The 13,742-nt window shown below is 66.5% G+C and carries 16 protein-coding genes; all 16 read left to right on the top strand.

What is annotated here, in order from left to right; all coding sequences use genetic code 11:
* Positions 1 to 4: 4 nt before the first annotated feature.
* On the top strand, positions 5 to 280 hold the full coding sequence (locus AC50YM_RS07015; protein WP_494956248.1) for a hypothetical protein: 276 nt from the start codon (positions 5 to 7) through the stop codon (positions 278 to 280).
* A gap of 12 nt (positions 281 to 292) precedes the next feature.
* Complete coding sequence (locus AC50YM_RS07010) at positions 293 to 2,236, top strand: phage portal protein (RefSeq protein WP_494956247.1); 1,944 nt, start codon at positions 293 to 295, stop codon at positions 2,234 to 2,236.
* 13 nt (positions 2,237 to 2,249) lie between these two features.
* Entirely contained in the window at positions 2,250 to 3,005 is a 756-nt protein-coding gene (locus AC50YM_RS07005) for an HK97 family phage prohead protease (RefSeq protein ID WP_494956246.1), read from the top strand.
* A 60-nt stretch (positions 3,006 to 3,065) separates the two neighbouring features.
* The gene (locus AC50YM_RS07000; protein ID WP_494956245.1) at positions 3,066 to 4,370 is read left to right on the top strand and encodes a phage major capsid protein; all 1,305 of its coding nucleotides are present in this window, start codon (positions 3,066 to 3,068) and stop codon (positions 4,368 to 4,370) included.
* A 77-nt stretch (positions 4,371 to 4,447) separates the two neighbouring features.
* The gene (locus AC50YM_RS06995) at positions 4,448 to 4,735 is read left to right on the top strand and encodes a hypothetical protein (protein ID WP_494956244.1); all 288 of its coding nucleotides are present in this window, start codon (positions 4,448 to 4,450) and stop codon (positions 4,733 to 4,735) included.
* Between the two features lie 15 nt (positions 4,736 to 4,750).
* Positions 4,751 to 5,269: a hypothetical protein gene (locus AC50YM_RS06990; RefSeq protein WP_494956243.1), complete on the top strand. Its 519-nt coding sequence runs from the start codon at positions 4,751 to 4,753 to the stop codon at positions 5,267 to 5,269.
* A 10-nt stretch (positions 5,270 to 5,279) separates the two neighbouring features.
* Positions 5,280 to 5,603 (top strand): hypothetical protein, encoded by a 324-nt coding sequence (locus AC50YM_RS06985; protein ID WP_494956242.1) that lies wholly within the window; start codon positions 5,280 to 5,282, stop codon positions 5,601 to 5,603.
* Positions 5,603 to 5,878, top strand: coding sequence for a hypothetical protein (locus AC50YM_RS06980; protein ID WP_494956241.1), 276 nt, complete (start codon positions 5,603 to 5,605; stop codon positions 5,876 to 5,878). The genes AC50YM_RS06985 and AC50YM_RS06980 overlap by 1 nt, the downstream gene beginning before the upstream one ends.
* On the top strand, positions 5,875 to 6,264 hold the full coding sequence (locus AC50YM_RS06975) for a hypothetical protein (protein WP_494956240.1): 390 nt from the start codon (positions 5,875 to 5,877) through the stop codon (positions 6,262 to 6,264). Before AC50YM_RS06980 ends, AC50YM_RS06975 begins: the two co-directional genes overlap by 4 nt.
* A gap of 12 nt (positions 6,265 to 6,276) precedes the next feature.
* Positions 6,277 to 6,927, top strand: a complete 651-nt coding sequence (locus tag AC50YM_RS06970) for a phage tail tube protein (protein WP_494956239.1) — start codon at positions 6,277 to 6,279, stop codon at positions 6,925 to 6,927.
* Between the two features lie 92 nt (positions 6,928 to 7,019).
* Positions 7,020 to 7,163 carry a hypothetical protein gene (locus tag AC50YM_RS06965; RefSeq protein ID WP_494956238.1) on the top strand — a complete coding sequence of 48 codons (144 nt, stop codon included), beginning with the start codon at positions 7,020 to 7,022 and terminating at the stop codon, positions 7,161 to 7,163.
* Positions 7,164 to 7,187: 24 nt separating this feature from the next.
* Positions 7,188 to 7,586 carry a hypothetical protein gene (locus AC50YM_RS06960; RefSeq protein WP_494956237.1) on the top strand — a complete coding sequence of 133 codons (399 nt, stop codon included), beginning with the start codon at positions 7,188 to 7,190 and terminating at the stop codon, positions 7,584 to 7,586.
* A gap of 158 nt (positions 7,587 to 7,744) precedes the next feature.
* On the top strand, positions 7,745 to 8,041 hold the full coding sequence (locus AC50YM_RS06955; protein WP_494956236.1) for a hypothetical protein: 297 nt from the start codon (positions 7,745 to 7,747) through the stop codon (positions 8,039 to 8,041).
* Positions 8,042 to 8,068: 27 nt separating this feature from the next.
* Entirely contained in the window at positions 8,069 to 11,698 is a 3,630-nt protein-coding gene (locus tag AC50YM_RS06950) for a phage tail tape measure protein (RefSeq protein ID WP_494956235.1), read from the top strand.
* Positions 11,699 to 11,790: 92 nt separating this feature from the next.
* A complete protein-coding gene (locus tag AC50YM_RS06945; RefSeq protein ID WP_494956234.1) occupies positions 11,791 to 12,615 on the top strand; it encodes a hypothetical protein in 825 nt (274 codons plus the stop codon).
* A gap of 2 nt (positions 12,616 to 12,617) precedes the next feature.
* Positions 12,618 to 13,739 carry a Gp37-like protein gene (locus tag AC50YM_RS06940; RefSeq protein WP_494956271.1) on the top strand — a complete coding sequence of 374 codons (1,122 nt, stop codon included), beginning with the start codon at positions 12,618 to 12,620 and terminating at the stop codon, positions 13,737 to 13,739.
* The last annotated feature ends 3 nt before the right edge of the window (positions 13,740 to 13,742 follow it).

Raw genomic sequence — 13,742 nt, 5'->3', positions numbered from 1 at the left:
ATCCATGGAGTGGGTATCACTCGTAGCGGCTCTGGCGGCCGCAACCGGGGCCGCACTGTACTGGCGGCTCCACGCCGCCCCGTGGCGGCTGGTGCGGGCCCGCAGGGTCGTCGTCAACCTCCACTCCGGGCAGGCCCTCGAAGGCCTACTGGTACGTCAGGCCGGGCCGCTGCTGTTCATCGCTGAGGCCCGGCTGCACGAAGGCGGCGAAAGCCCCGTCCCGATTGACGGACAGACCGTGGTCGAGCGGCCAAACGTTGATTTCATCCAGATACTTTAGGGGCGGTGACTCATGGCGTTCGTCGTCTCCCAAGGCCAGCTAGCTTCACTCTCGCGGCCCACCTTCACCTCGGCAGGTTCGATCCGGCTGACCGATGACTACTCTGCCGATTACGCGAAGATCTGGAAAGATCACGCGAGCGTGCAGACGGTCGTGAACTTCCTCGGCCGCAACATCGCAAGCCTCGGCCTGCACCTGTTCGAGCGTGTCGGAGACACTGACCGCCGGCGTGTGACGGCACACCCGCTCGCGCAGCTGATGTCCACGCCTAACCCGTGGACCACTCACTACGACTTCTTCGATGCCATGGTCCGCGACCTCGCCATCTACGACCGCTTCCTCGCAGCCAAGCTCAAGAGCGAGAGCGGCAAGGTCGCGCTGATGCGGATCGCGCCGACGATGTTCTCCCCGGTCGGCGGCACCTGGTTCATGGCCGAGGGCTTCGAAGTCCAGGGCAGCAAGGGCAAAAAGATTTACGCGGCCGCCGACGTCGTCTACGTCTCGGGCTATTCGCCCGATGGTGACCTGGGCGGTGTCTCGTCGATCGAGTCCCTGCGCTCTGTCCTGGCTGAGGAGTACGAGGCGGCCCGCATGCGGGCGCAGACGTTCCGCAACGGTGCCCGCATGTCGGGCTACATCACGAGGCCCGCAGGCACCGTGTGGACTGATACAGCACGTGACCGCTTCCGCGCTGGATGGCGTTCCCAGTACACCGGCGGAGGTTCGCAGGCTGGCGGCACACCGATCCTTGAAGATGGCATGGAGTTCGTGCCAGCTGCGCAGTCGGCCCGGGATCTCCAGTACATCGAGAGCCGCAAGCTGACCCGCGAAGAGGTAGCGTCCGCCTACTTCATCCCGCCGCCCATGATCGGGCTGCTGGATAAGGCGACATTCTCCAACATCAAGGAGCAGCACAAACACCTTTACCAGGACACGCTCGGGCCGTGGCTTCAGCGGATCTCGCAGTCCCTGGAGCTTCAGCTGTTCGGCGACTTCGAAGACTCGGGCAACCTCTACCTTGAGTTCAACCTCGAGGAGAAGATGCGCGGCTCCTTCGAGGAGCAGGCCGTGCAGCTGCAGGCCTCGGTCGGCGGGCCCTTCATGACCCGCAACGAGGCCCGCGCCATGCGGAACCTCCCCGCGATTGAGGGCGGCGACGAACTGATCGTCCCGCTGAACGTGATCACGGGCGGCCAGGCATCCCCGCAGGACTCCGGCTCGCAGAACGTGACCGGCGAATCGGCCGCGCCGCTGCGCACCATCAAGTCCAAAGCAAAGGCAAGCGAGTACGAACTCAAGGCGCCGACCGCCGAGGAGATCCCGGAGGAGCACCAGAAGGCCACGGCCGCGGTGTTCGCCAAGTTCTTCGCCCGGCAGCGGCGCTCCGTACTCGCCGCAGCCGGGGCCAAAGCCCCGGACTGGTGGGACACCGAACGCTGGGACGACGAACTCGCCGAGGATCTACTGGCCGAGTCACTGACCATCAGCAAGGCGGCGGCCCTCACGGCGCTGGCCGGCATGGGCGTCGGCGCTGACGAGTACAGCACCGAACGCACCAAGGCCTTCCTCAAGAAGGTTGCCGGGCGCATCGCCGGGCAGGTCAACGCCGCGACCGTCGCCGCACTGGAGACCGCGCTCGCGGACGGCGGGGCCGAGGCCATGGCTCATGTGTTCGATGTGGCTGAGGAGTCCCGCGCCGAGCAGTCAGGCATGGCTTCAGCCGCAGCGTTCGTTGGCTTCGGCATGGTCGAGGCCGCACGGCAGACACAGCCCAAGGCCCGCAAGCGATGGCAGACCAACTCCGGCAACCCCCGCGCATCCCACGCGTCGGTGGACGGCGAAGAAGTCGCCATCGACGAGCCATTCAGCAACGGGCTGGAGTGGCCCGGCGGGCTCGGGGCAGACGCCGACGAGACCGCCGGCTGCCAGTGTTCCGTAACCATCATCACCAGCTAGCCCAGGAGGGCACATGAAGACCAAGTCAATTGCTCTCAAGGGTGTAAAGGCCGGGCCGGATGACGGGCTGAAGGAAGGCGAGTTCATCGTCTACCCTTCGACGTTCACCAAGACCCCCGACAGCTACGGCGACGTCGTCGCACCCGGCGCGTTCCTCGACACCATCGAGGAATGGAAGGCATCGGGCAACACGATGCCGGGCCTGTTCGGTCACCGCTTCGATGACCCGGACTTCTACGTCGCCGGCGCCACGGAGATGGGCGAGGACGAGCACGGCTGGTGGGTCAAGGGCGAGTTCGACATGGAGTCCCCCAAAGGCCCCCACGTGTACCGGCTCGTCAAGGGCCGCCGCCTGAACCAGCTCTCCTTCGCCTTCGATGATCAGGACTCCGGGCCCGTTGAGCTGGAGAACGGCGTCAAGGCGAATGAGCTGCGCAAGCTCAAGGTCTACGAGTTCTCGTTCGTGCCCATCGGCGCCAACCAGGACACCTCCGTCGTCGCCGTCAAGGCGCTCACGGACGCGCTGACCGAGGGCAGCAAAGCCGGCCGCGTACTCGCGGCCAAACACATCGACTCCCTGCGTTCCGCGCAGGAGGCCATCGGCGTCGTCATAACCGCCGCCGAGGCCAACGACCAGGAGAAAGCCAGCGACACGCTCGCGGCCAAGGACAAGGAGCTGCTCGCAGCCAAGTCCAAGGAGCCCAAAGCCGACCCGTCCGCTACGAACCTGGCAGAAGCGCTCGCTCTCGAAATCGAGATCAGCGACTAACCACCCGATAACAGGGCCCCGAACCTCGGGGCCTTTCCTCTGCCACGAAAGGCAAGCAAAATGAGCAAGCTGAAAATGCTGCAGGACGCAGCTCGGGCGGCTGCCAAGTCCGCTACGGACATCGCCGCCAAAGCCGACGCCGAGGGCCGATCCCTCTCCGAGTCCGAGCGCACCGACTACACCGCCGCCATGGCCAAGGGCCGGGATCTGCTCGAGCAGATCAAGACCGCCAAGGCCGACGCCGAGATCCTCGACCAGGCAAAGGCCCTGGCCAACGAGATCGGCCCGGACGCCGCCGCCGATCTGGACGGGCAGAAGGACGCCGATAACGCCGTCCGCCGCGTGAAGAACCTCGGCCTTGAGGTCGTCAACTCCGCGCAGTTCAAGACCGCCATGGGCGCCTTCCCCGGCGGCCGGATCCCGGAGCGCGCGAAGTTCTCCACCGATCCGATCCAGGTCAAGGGCCTGTTCGTCGGCGGGTCCGCCACGTCCGCCGGCGCGTTCGTCACGCCGGAGCAGTCCGGCATCATCGAGATGCTGGGCCGCCGCCCGCTGACGATCCGCGACTTCATCAGTGTCCGCCGCACCACATCGGACACCGTCGAGTACGTCCGCCAGCTCTCCCACACCAACGCTGCCGCCCCGGTCGCCGAGGCCACCAGCTCCGCAGCGCCGACCTCGCCCGGCACCGCCGGCGCGCTGGTCCTCAACGCCAACGGCGGGTACAAGCCCGAGGGCTCCTGGGCCTTCGAGCGGAAGACCACCTCGGTCAAGACCATCGCCGAGTGGGTCCCCGCCACCAAGCGCGCCCTGGCGGACGCCGCGCAGCTGGAGGGGCTCATCAACGACGAGCTCCGGGCCGACATCGCGGAGGCCGAGGAGAACCAGATCCTCACCGGCAATGGCACGGGCGAGAACCTTACCGGCATTCTGTCGACGTCGGGTATCCAGACGCAGGCGTTCGACACGGACATCTTCGTCTCCACCCGTAAGGCTCTGACCAAGGCCAGCGTCGTTGGCCGCGTGGTGCCGAACGCGATCGCCCTGAACCCGGTCGACGTCGAGCGTGTGGACCTCGCCCGCGAGGCCGGCACCGGGAAGTTCTACGGTGGTGGCCCATTTGCCATGGGCCCGCGCACCCTCTGGGGCAAACCGATCCTCGAAACCGAAGGCGTCGCCGCCGGCACCGGCCTCGTCGGTGACTTCAGCAAGGCCGTCCTGTGGGACCGCGAGCAGACCTCGATCAGCATCACGGACTCGCACGCGGACTTCTTCATCCGCAACCTCGTGGCCATCCTCGCCGAAGAGCGCGTCGCGTTCGGCGTGACCCGCCCGACCGCGTTCGTTTCGACCGCCGTCGCCTAACCAATGCAGTAGCAGCCCGGGCGCCGGCCTCCATGGAGGCCGGCGCTTGGGTTGCACCCCAACGAGAGGGCAACCCCATGAGTGAACTCAAGGCCTACGACGTCACCGTCAACGGGTACCAGACCACGATTCAGCTTTCCGACGAGGACGCCAAGGTCCGAGGGCTGACCGGCAGGGACGCGGAGAGTGTCGCTGAAGAGCAGGCCGAAGCCAAGGCCAAGGCGGTCGCGGTCGCGGAAGCAGAAGCCGCAGCCCAGGCAGCCGCCGCTGAAGCTGCGCTCGCGGCCGAGGAAGCTGCCAAGTCCGCGGCCAAGGCAGCACCCGCGCCGGCCAACAAGGCCGCCGCAACGCCGAGCAACAAGTAGCAGGAGGAGGGGCCCATGCCTGTGGCTTACGCAATCATCCCCGACATGGTCCCGCTCGCCGCCGGCACAGACCTTGTGGGCTTCCGTGGGGCACCTTTCCCGGAGGCCGTGACGCAGGCGGCGGCGGAGAGTATCCGCGCCGAGTGCGGCTGGCACATCGCACCGCACCTCGAGCAGACCATCAAGGTCCGCACGGGCGGCGCGGACACAGTCCTCCTCCCCTCCCTCAAGGTCCTCGCCGTGTCGTCCGTGGTTGACCGGGACGGCGCGGCGGTGACCGGCTGGGAGGTCTGGGAGAACGGTGTGCTGGAACTCCCGGGCGGCTTCCCCAACGTCGTCACGATCAGCTTCGTCCACGGCTACGCACGCTGCCCCAAGGATCTGCTCGGCATCATCGCCGAGCGGGCCTCGGCCAGCGCTGCAGGCAGGGTCAAGTCCGAATCGCTGGCGGGCCGGTCCGTCTCGCTGGACTCCGGCTACGACCCCGTGACGGGTCCGGTTCTGAACACCTACAAGCTGGGACCGAGGCCCTGAGATGAACCTCATGACCGAGACTGTCACCCTTCGATTCGCGGGAGCACCGACCGGCGAGTACGACGACTACGGGACACCCATAACGGGCGAGCCCACCGAGACGCCCTGGCTTGCCTGGTACGAACCCCGCGGCTCATCCGAAGACACAGTCGCCAAGGATCAGCAGATTGACGGCTACTGGGTGAACCTCCCGCTTGACGCCCCGCTAGGCGCTGCCGACGCAGTGCTGATCGGAGGCGTCGCCTACCGGGTGGTCGGCGAACCCGGCCGCCAGCCCGGCGGCTTCATCGTCCCCGGGTTCATCAAAGCGGCCGTCGAAAGGATCCGGGGCTAGTGGCCGAGCTTGAACTCACCCCCGAGTACATCCAGATGGCCGCCAACCACCCCGGCGTCGTCACGCAGCTCGCCGTCGTCGCCGCACGCATCAAGGCACGCGTCGAGGGCATCGCGTCCGACGAGGAGGTCGACATGCAGGTCGCAACGCAGGCGGGGGTCCGCCCCGGCGGCAGGCCCTTCGTGAACGTCATCGCCGACAACGCCGAGCAGGAGTTCGGCTCCTCCCGCACCAAACGCCGCCGGATCCTCGGCCGGGCCGGTGAGGCAGGATGAGCCGCTGGCCCGACATCCAGAAGGCACTCGTCGCGCACCTGCGGACGGAGACCGGCGGCAAACGCACCGGAATCCTCATCCCCGCCGACGTCGAAACCCTCCCAGCCTTCATCCGCATCGTCCGAGGCCCCGGCACGGACGACCTCATTACCGACGCGCCATCCGTGGACGTCGAAACATTCGCCCCCGACTTCGGGGACGCCGCCGATTTGGCCGAAGACGTGAGGCAGATCTTCCACGCGCTCGCCGGCCGAAGGGTCGGGCCGGTCCTCATCGACCGTGTCCGCACCACCATGTCGCCCTCCTGGGTGGACTACCGCAATCCGGCCACGAACCGATTCGTGGCTTCATACCGCATCGAGTTCCGTCAGGAATCCAATACCTAGGAGGTCGCCGTCATGGCAACATTCACCGAAGCTAAGGGCCACAAGGGCTCCAACATCCGCAAGATCCTCGAAATGGCGATCTTCGTCAAGCCCGTCGACGAAGCCGACGTCGCGATCACACAGGTCTACGCCGCGGTCACCGGCCTGACGATCCCGGTCGGGTACGTCCCGGTCGGCATGGTCACCAAGGACGACGGCGCCAGCTGGTCCCGCGACCAGGAATCGTCCGACGTGACGTCCTACGGTTACGCCGAGCCCGTCCGCCGCGACATCCTCTCCGACGTGACCGGTCTGTCGTTCACGATGCAGGAATCCAAGAAGCTAACCATGGAGCTGTTCCATGGCTTGGACCTCTCGGCGATCGCGACCGACAGCGAAGGCAACTTCTTCTTCGACAAGGCGTCCCGCCCGGCCCAGCGCAAGTACCGCGTGCTGGCCCTCGGCAAGGACGGCGACGGCCCCGATGCCATCTACCAGGCGCGCTGGCTGCCGAACGCCCAGATCACCGAGAACGGTGAGCAGGCCTGGTCCGAGGGCGACGAGATCAAGTACCCGGCGTCGTTCACCGCCTACAACGACGACAAGTTCGGGACGAGCTTCCGCGAAATCTGGGGCGGACCCGGCCTCGACCACGCCGCGATGGGCTTCACCCCGCCCGTCTAATTGACTGGCGGCGCCGGCTCCTTGGTGGGCCAGCCGGCGCCGCCTTTCACCCCGGCCCACCACCTCCCGATCCTCTTGAAAGGTAGATCCTCATGGCTGAAAAGCAGACCGTCCATGTTTCCCCTGACGGCAAGTCCGAATACACGCCGGACGACGCCACGCAGGCCGTGAACCTCCGCGCCCGCGGTTGGACCCCCAAGGCCAACAAGGCCGCCGCCCCGAAGTCCGACAAGTAACCCAACCCCGAAAGGCCCACCGCCATGACACAGCAGTTCAAGACCTGGGATCAGTACACCGCCGAGGCGAAGCATGAAGCGTTCCAGCTGCCCGTTTCCGCCGACGAGACTTTGGTCATCGAGCCGCCGACCGGTGCGTCCCTGATCCAGTGGGCGCGCGCCTACCGGTCCAACGACATCGAGGCCATGCTCCTGACCCTGTGCGGGGAGCAGTGGCCCCGGGTGGAGCAGCTCCTCGCGAAGGCCGGGCACACCGCGATGGAGAACCTCATCACGGACATGATGATCTTCTTCGACCTCGCGGAGCCCATCACGCTCGTCGGCCCCGGCGGCGGCAAGGTCACGGAGAAGGACCCCCGTAAAATCCGGGCGATGCTCAAGCAGGGCTACCGTCCCGAGGGGGAAGCCGCCTCCCGTATCTGATCACGCTCGTTGATCGATACGGGGACGTAATCGAGGCGGACCTCGCCCGGGTATACAACGGGCTGGACCTGCTCGATTTCTTCCGCGGCCGGTACTCATGGCGGAAGCTGCTGAATCTCATCAAGCAGCTTCCGTCGACGTCCCTGACCACGGAGGCGATGGCAAACGACGACGAGCTAGCGGAGATGTACTCGGAGCAGCCCGCCACGGCCGACACCGGCCCGAGGGTCTCGGAGTACACCCCGGAAGTCGCGCGCCTGGACGTCTTGGTTGACCGGATAAGCGATCTGATCGCCGTGTCCATTCAGGTCGCCGGTGGCAAAGCGCCACGGATGCGCCCGGCCAAGCGGCCGGAGACCGCATATTCACGCGCTGAGAAGCGCCGCACCGAGCAGCGCCTCGGTTCACTGATCGCAGAAGTCGAAGCCGCCCAGCAAAGGGCTCCGACCACATAACAAAACAGAGATAGCGGGAGGCCCATTTTGGCACAGGCAACGGACGCCGTATGGCTCCCGGTACTCCCCTCGATGAAGGGCTTCGGCCCGGCGCTTATCAAGGGCGCCGGGTCCGATGCTGACAAGGCCGGGAAATCGGTCGGGGAACGCTTCGGCAAGGCCCTCGTGGTTGGTACGGCCGCGATCGGCGCCGGGGCCCTGGCCGCCGGCGCTGCCCTCTACAAGGTCGGCGAAGTGTTCGACGAGGTCTCCGACACGATCCGCGCCGGGACCGGGGCGACGGGCGAAGCCCTCACCGGCCTCGTCGACGTCGCCAAAAGGGTCGGCTCGACCGTCCCCGCAGAGTTCGACGCGATCGGCAAAACCGTCGCGGACGTCAACACCCGCATGGGCCTCTCCGGCGAGACCCTGGAGAAGGTGGCCAGCCAGTACCTCGAGGCCGGCCGGGTCCTCGGCGAAGAAGTCGACGTCGCCGCGACGTCCGCAGCGTTCAACGCCTTCGGCATCGAAGGTGAGAACGTCGTCGGCGCGATGGATCACCTCTTCCAGGTGAGCCAGGCGACCGGCGTGGGCATGAACGAACTCGCCGCCGCCGCCTCCCGCAACGCGCCCGCGATGAAGACCCTCGGGTTCTCCTTTGAGGAGACCACCGCGCTGGTCGGCTCCTTCGATAAGGCGGGCCTGAACTCCGGCGCGATCATGGCCTCCATGTCCAAGGGCCTCGTGACGCTGGCCAAGGACGGCGAGAACCCGCAGCAGGCCTTCAAGCGGACTGTTACCGAGATCGAAGGGTTCATCAAAGCCGGCGACACCGCCGGCGCGCTGAACCTGGCCTCGAAGGTCTTCGGCACCAAGGGAGCTACCCAGTTCATAGGGGCGCTGGAGTCCGGTGCACTGAACATGTCCGACCTCGGAAAGGTCGCCGGGCAGACCGGCGACTCGATCCTCGACGTCGGCACCGAGACCGCGGACTTCGCCGAACAGTGGCTGATGTTCAAAAACAAGGTCCTCGTCTGGCTCGAACCGATGGCCACGGCCGTGTTCGGCACCATGGGCACCCTCATGGGCGAAGTCACCGCCGGGGTTACCGCGTTCGGCGCGGCCTGGGAAGCGAACGACGGCGACATCACCAGCTCCGGTATCCCGGGAATGATGGAGCAGCTCGCGTATTGGGGCCGGCAGGCGTTCGACTACATCCAGAACACCGCACTCCCGGCGATCAAGGACTTCGGCGGGCTCCTCGCGGAGACCTTCGGCCCGTCCATCGAGCGCGTCGGCAACTTCATCAGGGACACCCTTGTCCCCGGGGTGCAGGGCTTCGGCGGCGAACTCGGCGGCCAGGCTTTCACCGCGCTCCAGGACGTCGGGTCCTTCCTCGTGACCGACCTGATCCCGGCCCTGGGGGACTTCTCAACGTGGCTGCTGGATAACAAGGACATGCTGATCAACGTAGCGACCGGCATCGCCGTGCTGCTGCTGCCCGCTTTTGTCCGGCTGGGCGTGACCGCGCTTATCTCGGGCGCGCAGCAGGTCATCGCGTGGGTGATGGCGCAGGGCGGGGCGATCAAAACGGGCGTCGTCTACCTCGCGCAGTCCTTTCTGATCATCGGCCGCTGGGTGGCGATGGGCGCCGCGGCGCTCGTCTCCGGCGCGCAGACCGTCTACGTGTGGGGTCTCTACGCGATCGAAGCGGTCAAGGGAGCCCTCGCGCACGGCGTGCAGGCAGCGCGCGTCGCGGCCGGCTGGGTCGTTATGTCCGCGGCCGCGATCCTCTCGGGGATCCAGACGGCAGCGGTGTGGACGGGCACGATCATCCGGCAGGCAGCCATCGGCGCCGTTGCCTTCATGATCTCGGTTGGGACCGTCGTCGGCGGCTGGGTTGTGATGGGCGTGCAGTCGCTCATCCAGGGAGCCAAGATGGCCGCAGCGTGGGTCCTCGCCATGGGCCCGATCGGCTGGATCATCATCGCGGTCGTCGCGCTCGTGGCGTTGATTATTGCGAACTGGGACACGATCGTCCGCGTGACGACCGAGATCTTCACGAACATCGGAAATTTCCTGCGGGACACCTGGAACAACATCGTCACGTGGGTCACGAGTGCGGCTACTTCGCTCTATGAAGGTGGGATCAAACCTGCGTTCGACAGCATCGCGGCGGTCGTGAAGTGGCTGTGGGATTCGATAGTCAGCCCCTACTTCAACTTCTGGATCAACCTCTTCACCAAGGTAATCCCCGACGCTGTCAAGTGGCTCTACGAGAACGGCATCAAGCCGGCCTTTGATTCAATCGGCAACACGATCAAGTGGGTTTGGGAACAAGTCATCAAGCCCGTATTCGATACGCTCTCGGACTTCATCACGAAGACCATCCCGAAAGCCTTCGAGGACGGCGTCGGCTTCATCAAGTCGGCGTGGGACGGTCTGATGGACATCGCCAAAAAGCCGGTGCGGTTCGTTATCGAGTCGGTCATCAACGACGGCCTGATCAACGGTCTGAACAACATCGGCGGGCTCCTCGGCCTGCCGAAGATCGGGCGCATCCCGCTGCCGGACGGCTTCCGCAAGGGCGGCTACACCGGCAACATCGGCAAGGACAAGGTCGCCGGATTCGTCCACGGCGACGAGCAGGTGATCCGGTCGGAGTCCCGGCGGAAGTTCGAAGCGAACCACCCCGGGACGCTGGACCACATCAACCGGTATGGGGCGCTCCCTGCCTATGCGGGCAGCCCGGGCCGGGGGTCGCTGCCGTTCATAACCGGGCCGCTGCAGGACGCCATCGCCCGGACCCGGCAGCTTCAGCTCGTCCCGCTGGGAGGGTTCCCGATGGCGGACGCGCTCACGGCCGCCCGGGCCTGGAACGGGCGCGCCGGTGTGACCATCGGCGCGCAACGGTACAGCCACGACAGCTTCGGGCCGAACGCCGTGTCGGTCAGTTACGGGCAGATGCAGGGCCAGAACATCGGCTTCTACGAAGGCCAGATGATCCAGATGGGCCGGAACAACGCCCTGCAGCGCGAGACGGTCATCCACGAGGTCGGGCACGCCCTCGGCATCCACCACAACACCGGCAACGCCTCGATCATGCACCCGATGCTCCGCGGCGGCGGCGCTGTGTGGCCGACCGCTTATGACACCGCGAACCTGCGGGCCCTTTACGGGCTTCCGGGCTCCGGGCCCGGGCCTGTTGAGGACGACGGCGGCAGGGGCGGGTTCAACCCGCTCGCCGGGCTCATCGACGGGCTGGTGAAGAAATTCAAGGAACTCTTCGCCGGCGCCGGCTTCATCGCTGACCTCGCCATCGGGATAAGTAAGAAGCTCTTCGACGGGGCCGCCAACTGGGTGGGCGAGAAGCTCGGCTTCGGGCAGCCCGAAGCCGCGGCTGCCCAGACCGTGCCGTATCTGCATGACAACGGCGGGGTCCTCCCGCCGGGCTTGTCAACGGTCCTGAACCGGACGCGGCGGCCCGAGGCGATCTACAACCACGAGCAGAACCGGGCGCTGCAGGCGCTCGCTGCCCGTGGTGCGCAGGGCGGCAGCGGCGATGTGGTCTTCAACGGCAACGTCGGCTGGGACCCGCAGCGGGTCGCGCAGGAAATCGAAGTGCAGAAGCGCAGGAACCAAACAATGGCAGGCATGGACGGGGTGGTATTCGCGTGAGACTGGCCTACGGAGTACCGCTGGTAGCACCCCCGGCTCCCGTCTCGCCCTGGGGCAGATCCGTGATGGTCTGGACCGGGTGGGACGGGAGCATGTGGGAACTGACGAAACCCCAGGGCGGGGTGTTTGTGACCGCCGCCGGTGTGGAGGGGTTGGGGATGCCGACCCATCAGGTGTGGATCGGTGAGTCACCGGCAGTGCACGGCCAGTCCTACCGCGGCCATGTCGTCGAGCCCCGGCCCGTGTTCTGGCCGATCTACCTCTACTCGGATGCGGGCTCGGCGGGGTGGCTGGAGTTGGACCGCAAGTTCTGGCGGTCCCTGCAGCCGGGCAAACACGGACAATGGTCCGTCACGACACCGGGCGGCGGGAAGCGGTCACTGTCCTGCCGGTTCGTCGATGACGGCCAACACGTGGTGCAGCACGACCCGATGATGAGGGGTTGGGCCTTGTACGGCGTGAGCCTTATTGCCGACAACCCGTTCTGGACGGGTGAGCCGGTACGACGAACCTGGGCACAGTCCGATGCATCCGATTTCTACGGCGGCGCTTCCAAGGCCCCCGTGTTCCACATCAGCAGCGGCTCGCAACTGTCCACCGCGAAGATGACCAACGAGGGCGACCTCGAGGCGTGGCCGGTGTGGACGATCAAGGGGCCGCTGACGTCCGTGACGGTGGGCGTCGACGGGGCAACGGTCCAATGGAATGTTGCCCTCACGGAGGCGGACATCCTCGTGATCGATACCGACCCGACGATTCAGTGCGCCTGGCTGAACGGCACCGACGTGACCGACCAGCTGGGCACGGCGGACTTCGCACCGATCCCCGCCGGTGATGAAATGCCGCTGTCGCTGACCATGGCCGGCACCGGGTCCGTCGAGGCTGCCATCACGCCCCGCTATTACAAGGCCTGGTGACCATGAACGACAGCCTGCGGATCACCGTGTACGACCGGGCCTTCGTCCGGAAGGGCTGGCTCGGCAACCCCGAGTCAGTCACCGTGACGGTCGGCTTCAACATCGTCGGCAAAGCTGACGTGACGTTCCCCTCGGACCACAACCGGGCGGCGGACATCCTCACCGAGGGCGCCCGCCTCGTCATCGAATACCCGGGCCTTGACCTGCCGCTGATCACCGGGCCGGTCACCGCAGTGCAGGGGCAGGGCCCGGCAGGGCAAAGCACAGTCACCGTGACCGTCACGGATGACCTGAGCCTGCTCTGGGAGACCCTCGGCTGGCAAGTGCCAACCGCGGCGATCAGCGCCCAGGACACGGCCGAGTACCGCACCTACACCGGGAACGCGGAAACCATCCTCAAAACAATGGCCGCCGAGCAGGCCGTAACCCGGTTCGGCCACCCGCTGACGATCGCCCCGAACCTGTTCCGCGGCGCCCTCATCCCCGGCGGCGTGAAGATCAGGATGCACGCGCTCGCCGAACGGCTGTTCCCCGCCGTGGAGCAGGCCGGCCTCGGCGTCCGGATCTACCAGTCCGGGCCGGGCCTCGTCCTGGACGTCTACGAGCCGCGCACCTACTCCAAGGTCATCAGCGAGGCCGCCGGCACACTCCGGTCCTGGACGTGGAACCGGACCAACCCGACAGCCACCCATGTGGTCGGCGGCGGCCAGGGCGAAGGAACGCTAAGGATGTTCCGCACCGCCTCAGACGATGCGCTCGCGGCCCTGTACGGGCGGAAGGTCGAGGTGTTCGCGGACGCCCGCAACGGCGAAACCACCGCGGAGCTCGACCAGTCCTTGGCCGAGGTCCTGTTCGAGGGCAAGCCCCGGAACGGTCTTGAACTGGAGCTCTCCGAGACGCCCTACTTCCGTTACGGGACCGTCATCGTCGGAGACCGGGTCACCATCCGCGCCGGTGCCCTGGAAATCAGCGAAGTGCTGCGCTCGGCAACGATCACCTGGACCCGCGCCGGCGGCCTCAAAGTCCAGCCTGTCGCCGGGAAAATCGAGAACTCCTCGGACGCGAAGGTCGCGGGCGCCATCAAAACCCTGTGGCGGGGACTAACCAACTTGAAAGTGAGATGAACC

Source organism: Pseudarthrobacter sp. RHLT1-30-1, assembly GCF_059383415.1.
This window is presented reverse-complemented; position numbering and strand designations above follow the sequence as displayed.

Bases quoted from the DNA above. Each gene is read 5' to 3' on its own strand.
- AC50YM_RS07015 (WP_494956248.1), top strand. From the start codon at position 5: ATGGAGTGGGTATCACTCGTAGCGGCTCTGGCGGCCGCAACCGGGGCC.
- AC50YM_RS07010 (WP_494956247.1), top strand. From the start codon at position 293: ATGGCGTTCGTCGTCTCCCAAGGCCAGCTAGCTTCACTCTCGCGGCCC.
- AC50YM_RS07005 (WP_494956246.1), top strand. From the start codon at position 2,250: ATGAAGACCAAGTCAATTGCTCTCAAGGGTGTAAAGGCCGGGCCGGAT.
- AC50YM_RS07000 (WP_494956245.1), top strand. From the start codon at position 3,066: ATGAGCAAGCTGAAAATGCTGCAGGACGCAGCTCGGGCGGCTGCCAAG.
- AC50YM_RS06995 (WP_494956244.1), top strand. From the start codon at position 4,448: ATGAGTGAACTCAAGGCCTACGACGTCACCGTCAACGGGTACCAGACC.
- AC50YM_RS06990 (WP_494956243.1), top strand. From the start codon at position 4,751: ATGCCTGTGGCTTACGCAATCATCCCCGACATGGTCCCGCTCGCCGCC.
- AC50YM_RS06985 (WP_494956242.1), top strand. From the start codon at position 5,280: ATGACCGAGACTGTCACCCTTCGATTCGCGGGAGCACCGACCGGCGAG.
- AC50YM_RS06975 (WP_494956240.1), top strand. From the start codon at position 5,875: ATGAGCCGCTGGCCCGACATCCAGAAGGCACTCGTCGCGCACCTGCGG.
- AC50YM_RS06970 (WP_494956239.1), top strand. From the start codon at position 6,277: ATGGCAACATTCACCGAAGCTAAGGGCCACAAGGGCTCCAACATCCGC.
- AC50YM_RS06965 (WP_494956238.1), top strand. From the start codon at position 7,020: ATGGCTGAAAAGCAGACCGTCCATGTTTCCCCTGACGGCAAGTCCGAA.
- AC50YM_RS06960 (WP_494956237.1), top strand. From the start codon at position 7,188: ATGACACAGCAGTTCAAGACCTGGGATCAGTACACCGCCGAGGCGAAG.
- AC50YM_RS06955 (WP_494956236.1), top strand. From the start codon at position 7,745: ATGGCAAACGACGACGAGCTAGCGGAGATGTACTCGGAGCAGCCCGCC.
- AC50YM_RS06945 (WP_494956234.1), top strand. From the start codon at position 11,791: ATGTGGGAACTGACGAAACCCCAGGGCGGGGTGTTTGTGACCGCCGCC.
- AC50YM_RS06940 (WP_494956271.1), top strand. From the start codon at position 12,618: ATGAACGACAGCCTGCGGATCACCGTGTACGACCGGGCCTTCGTCCGG.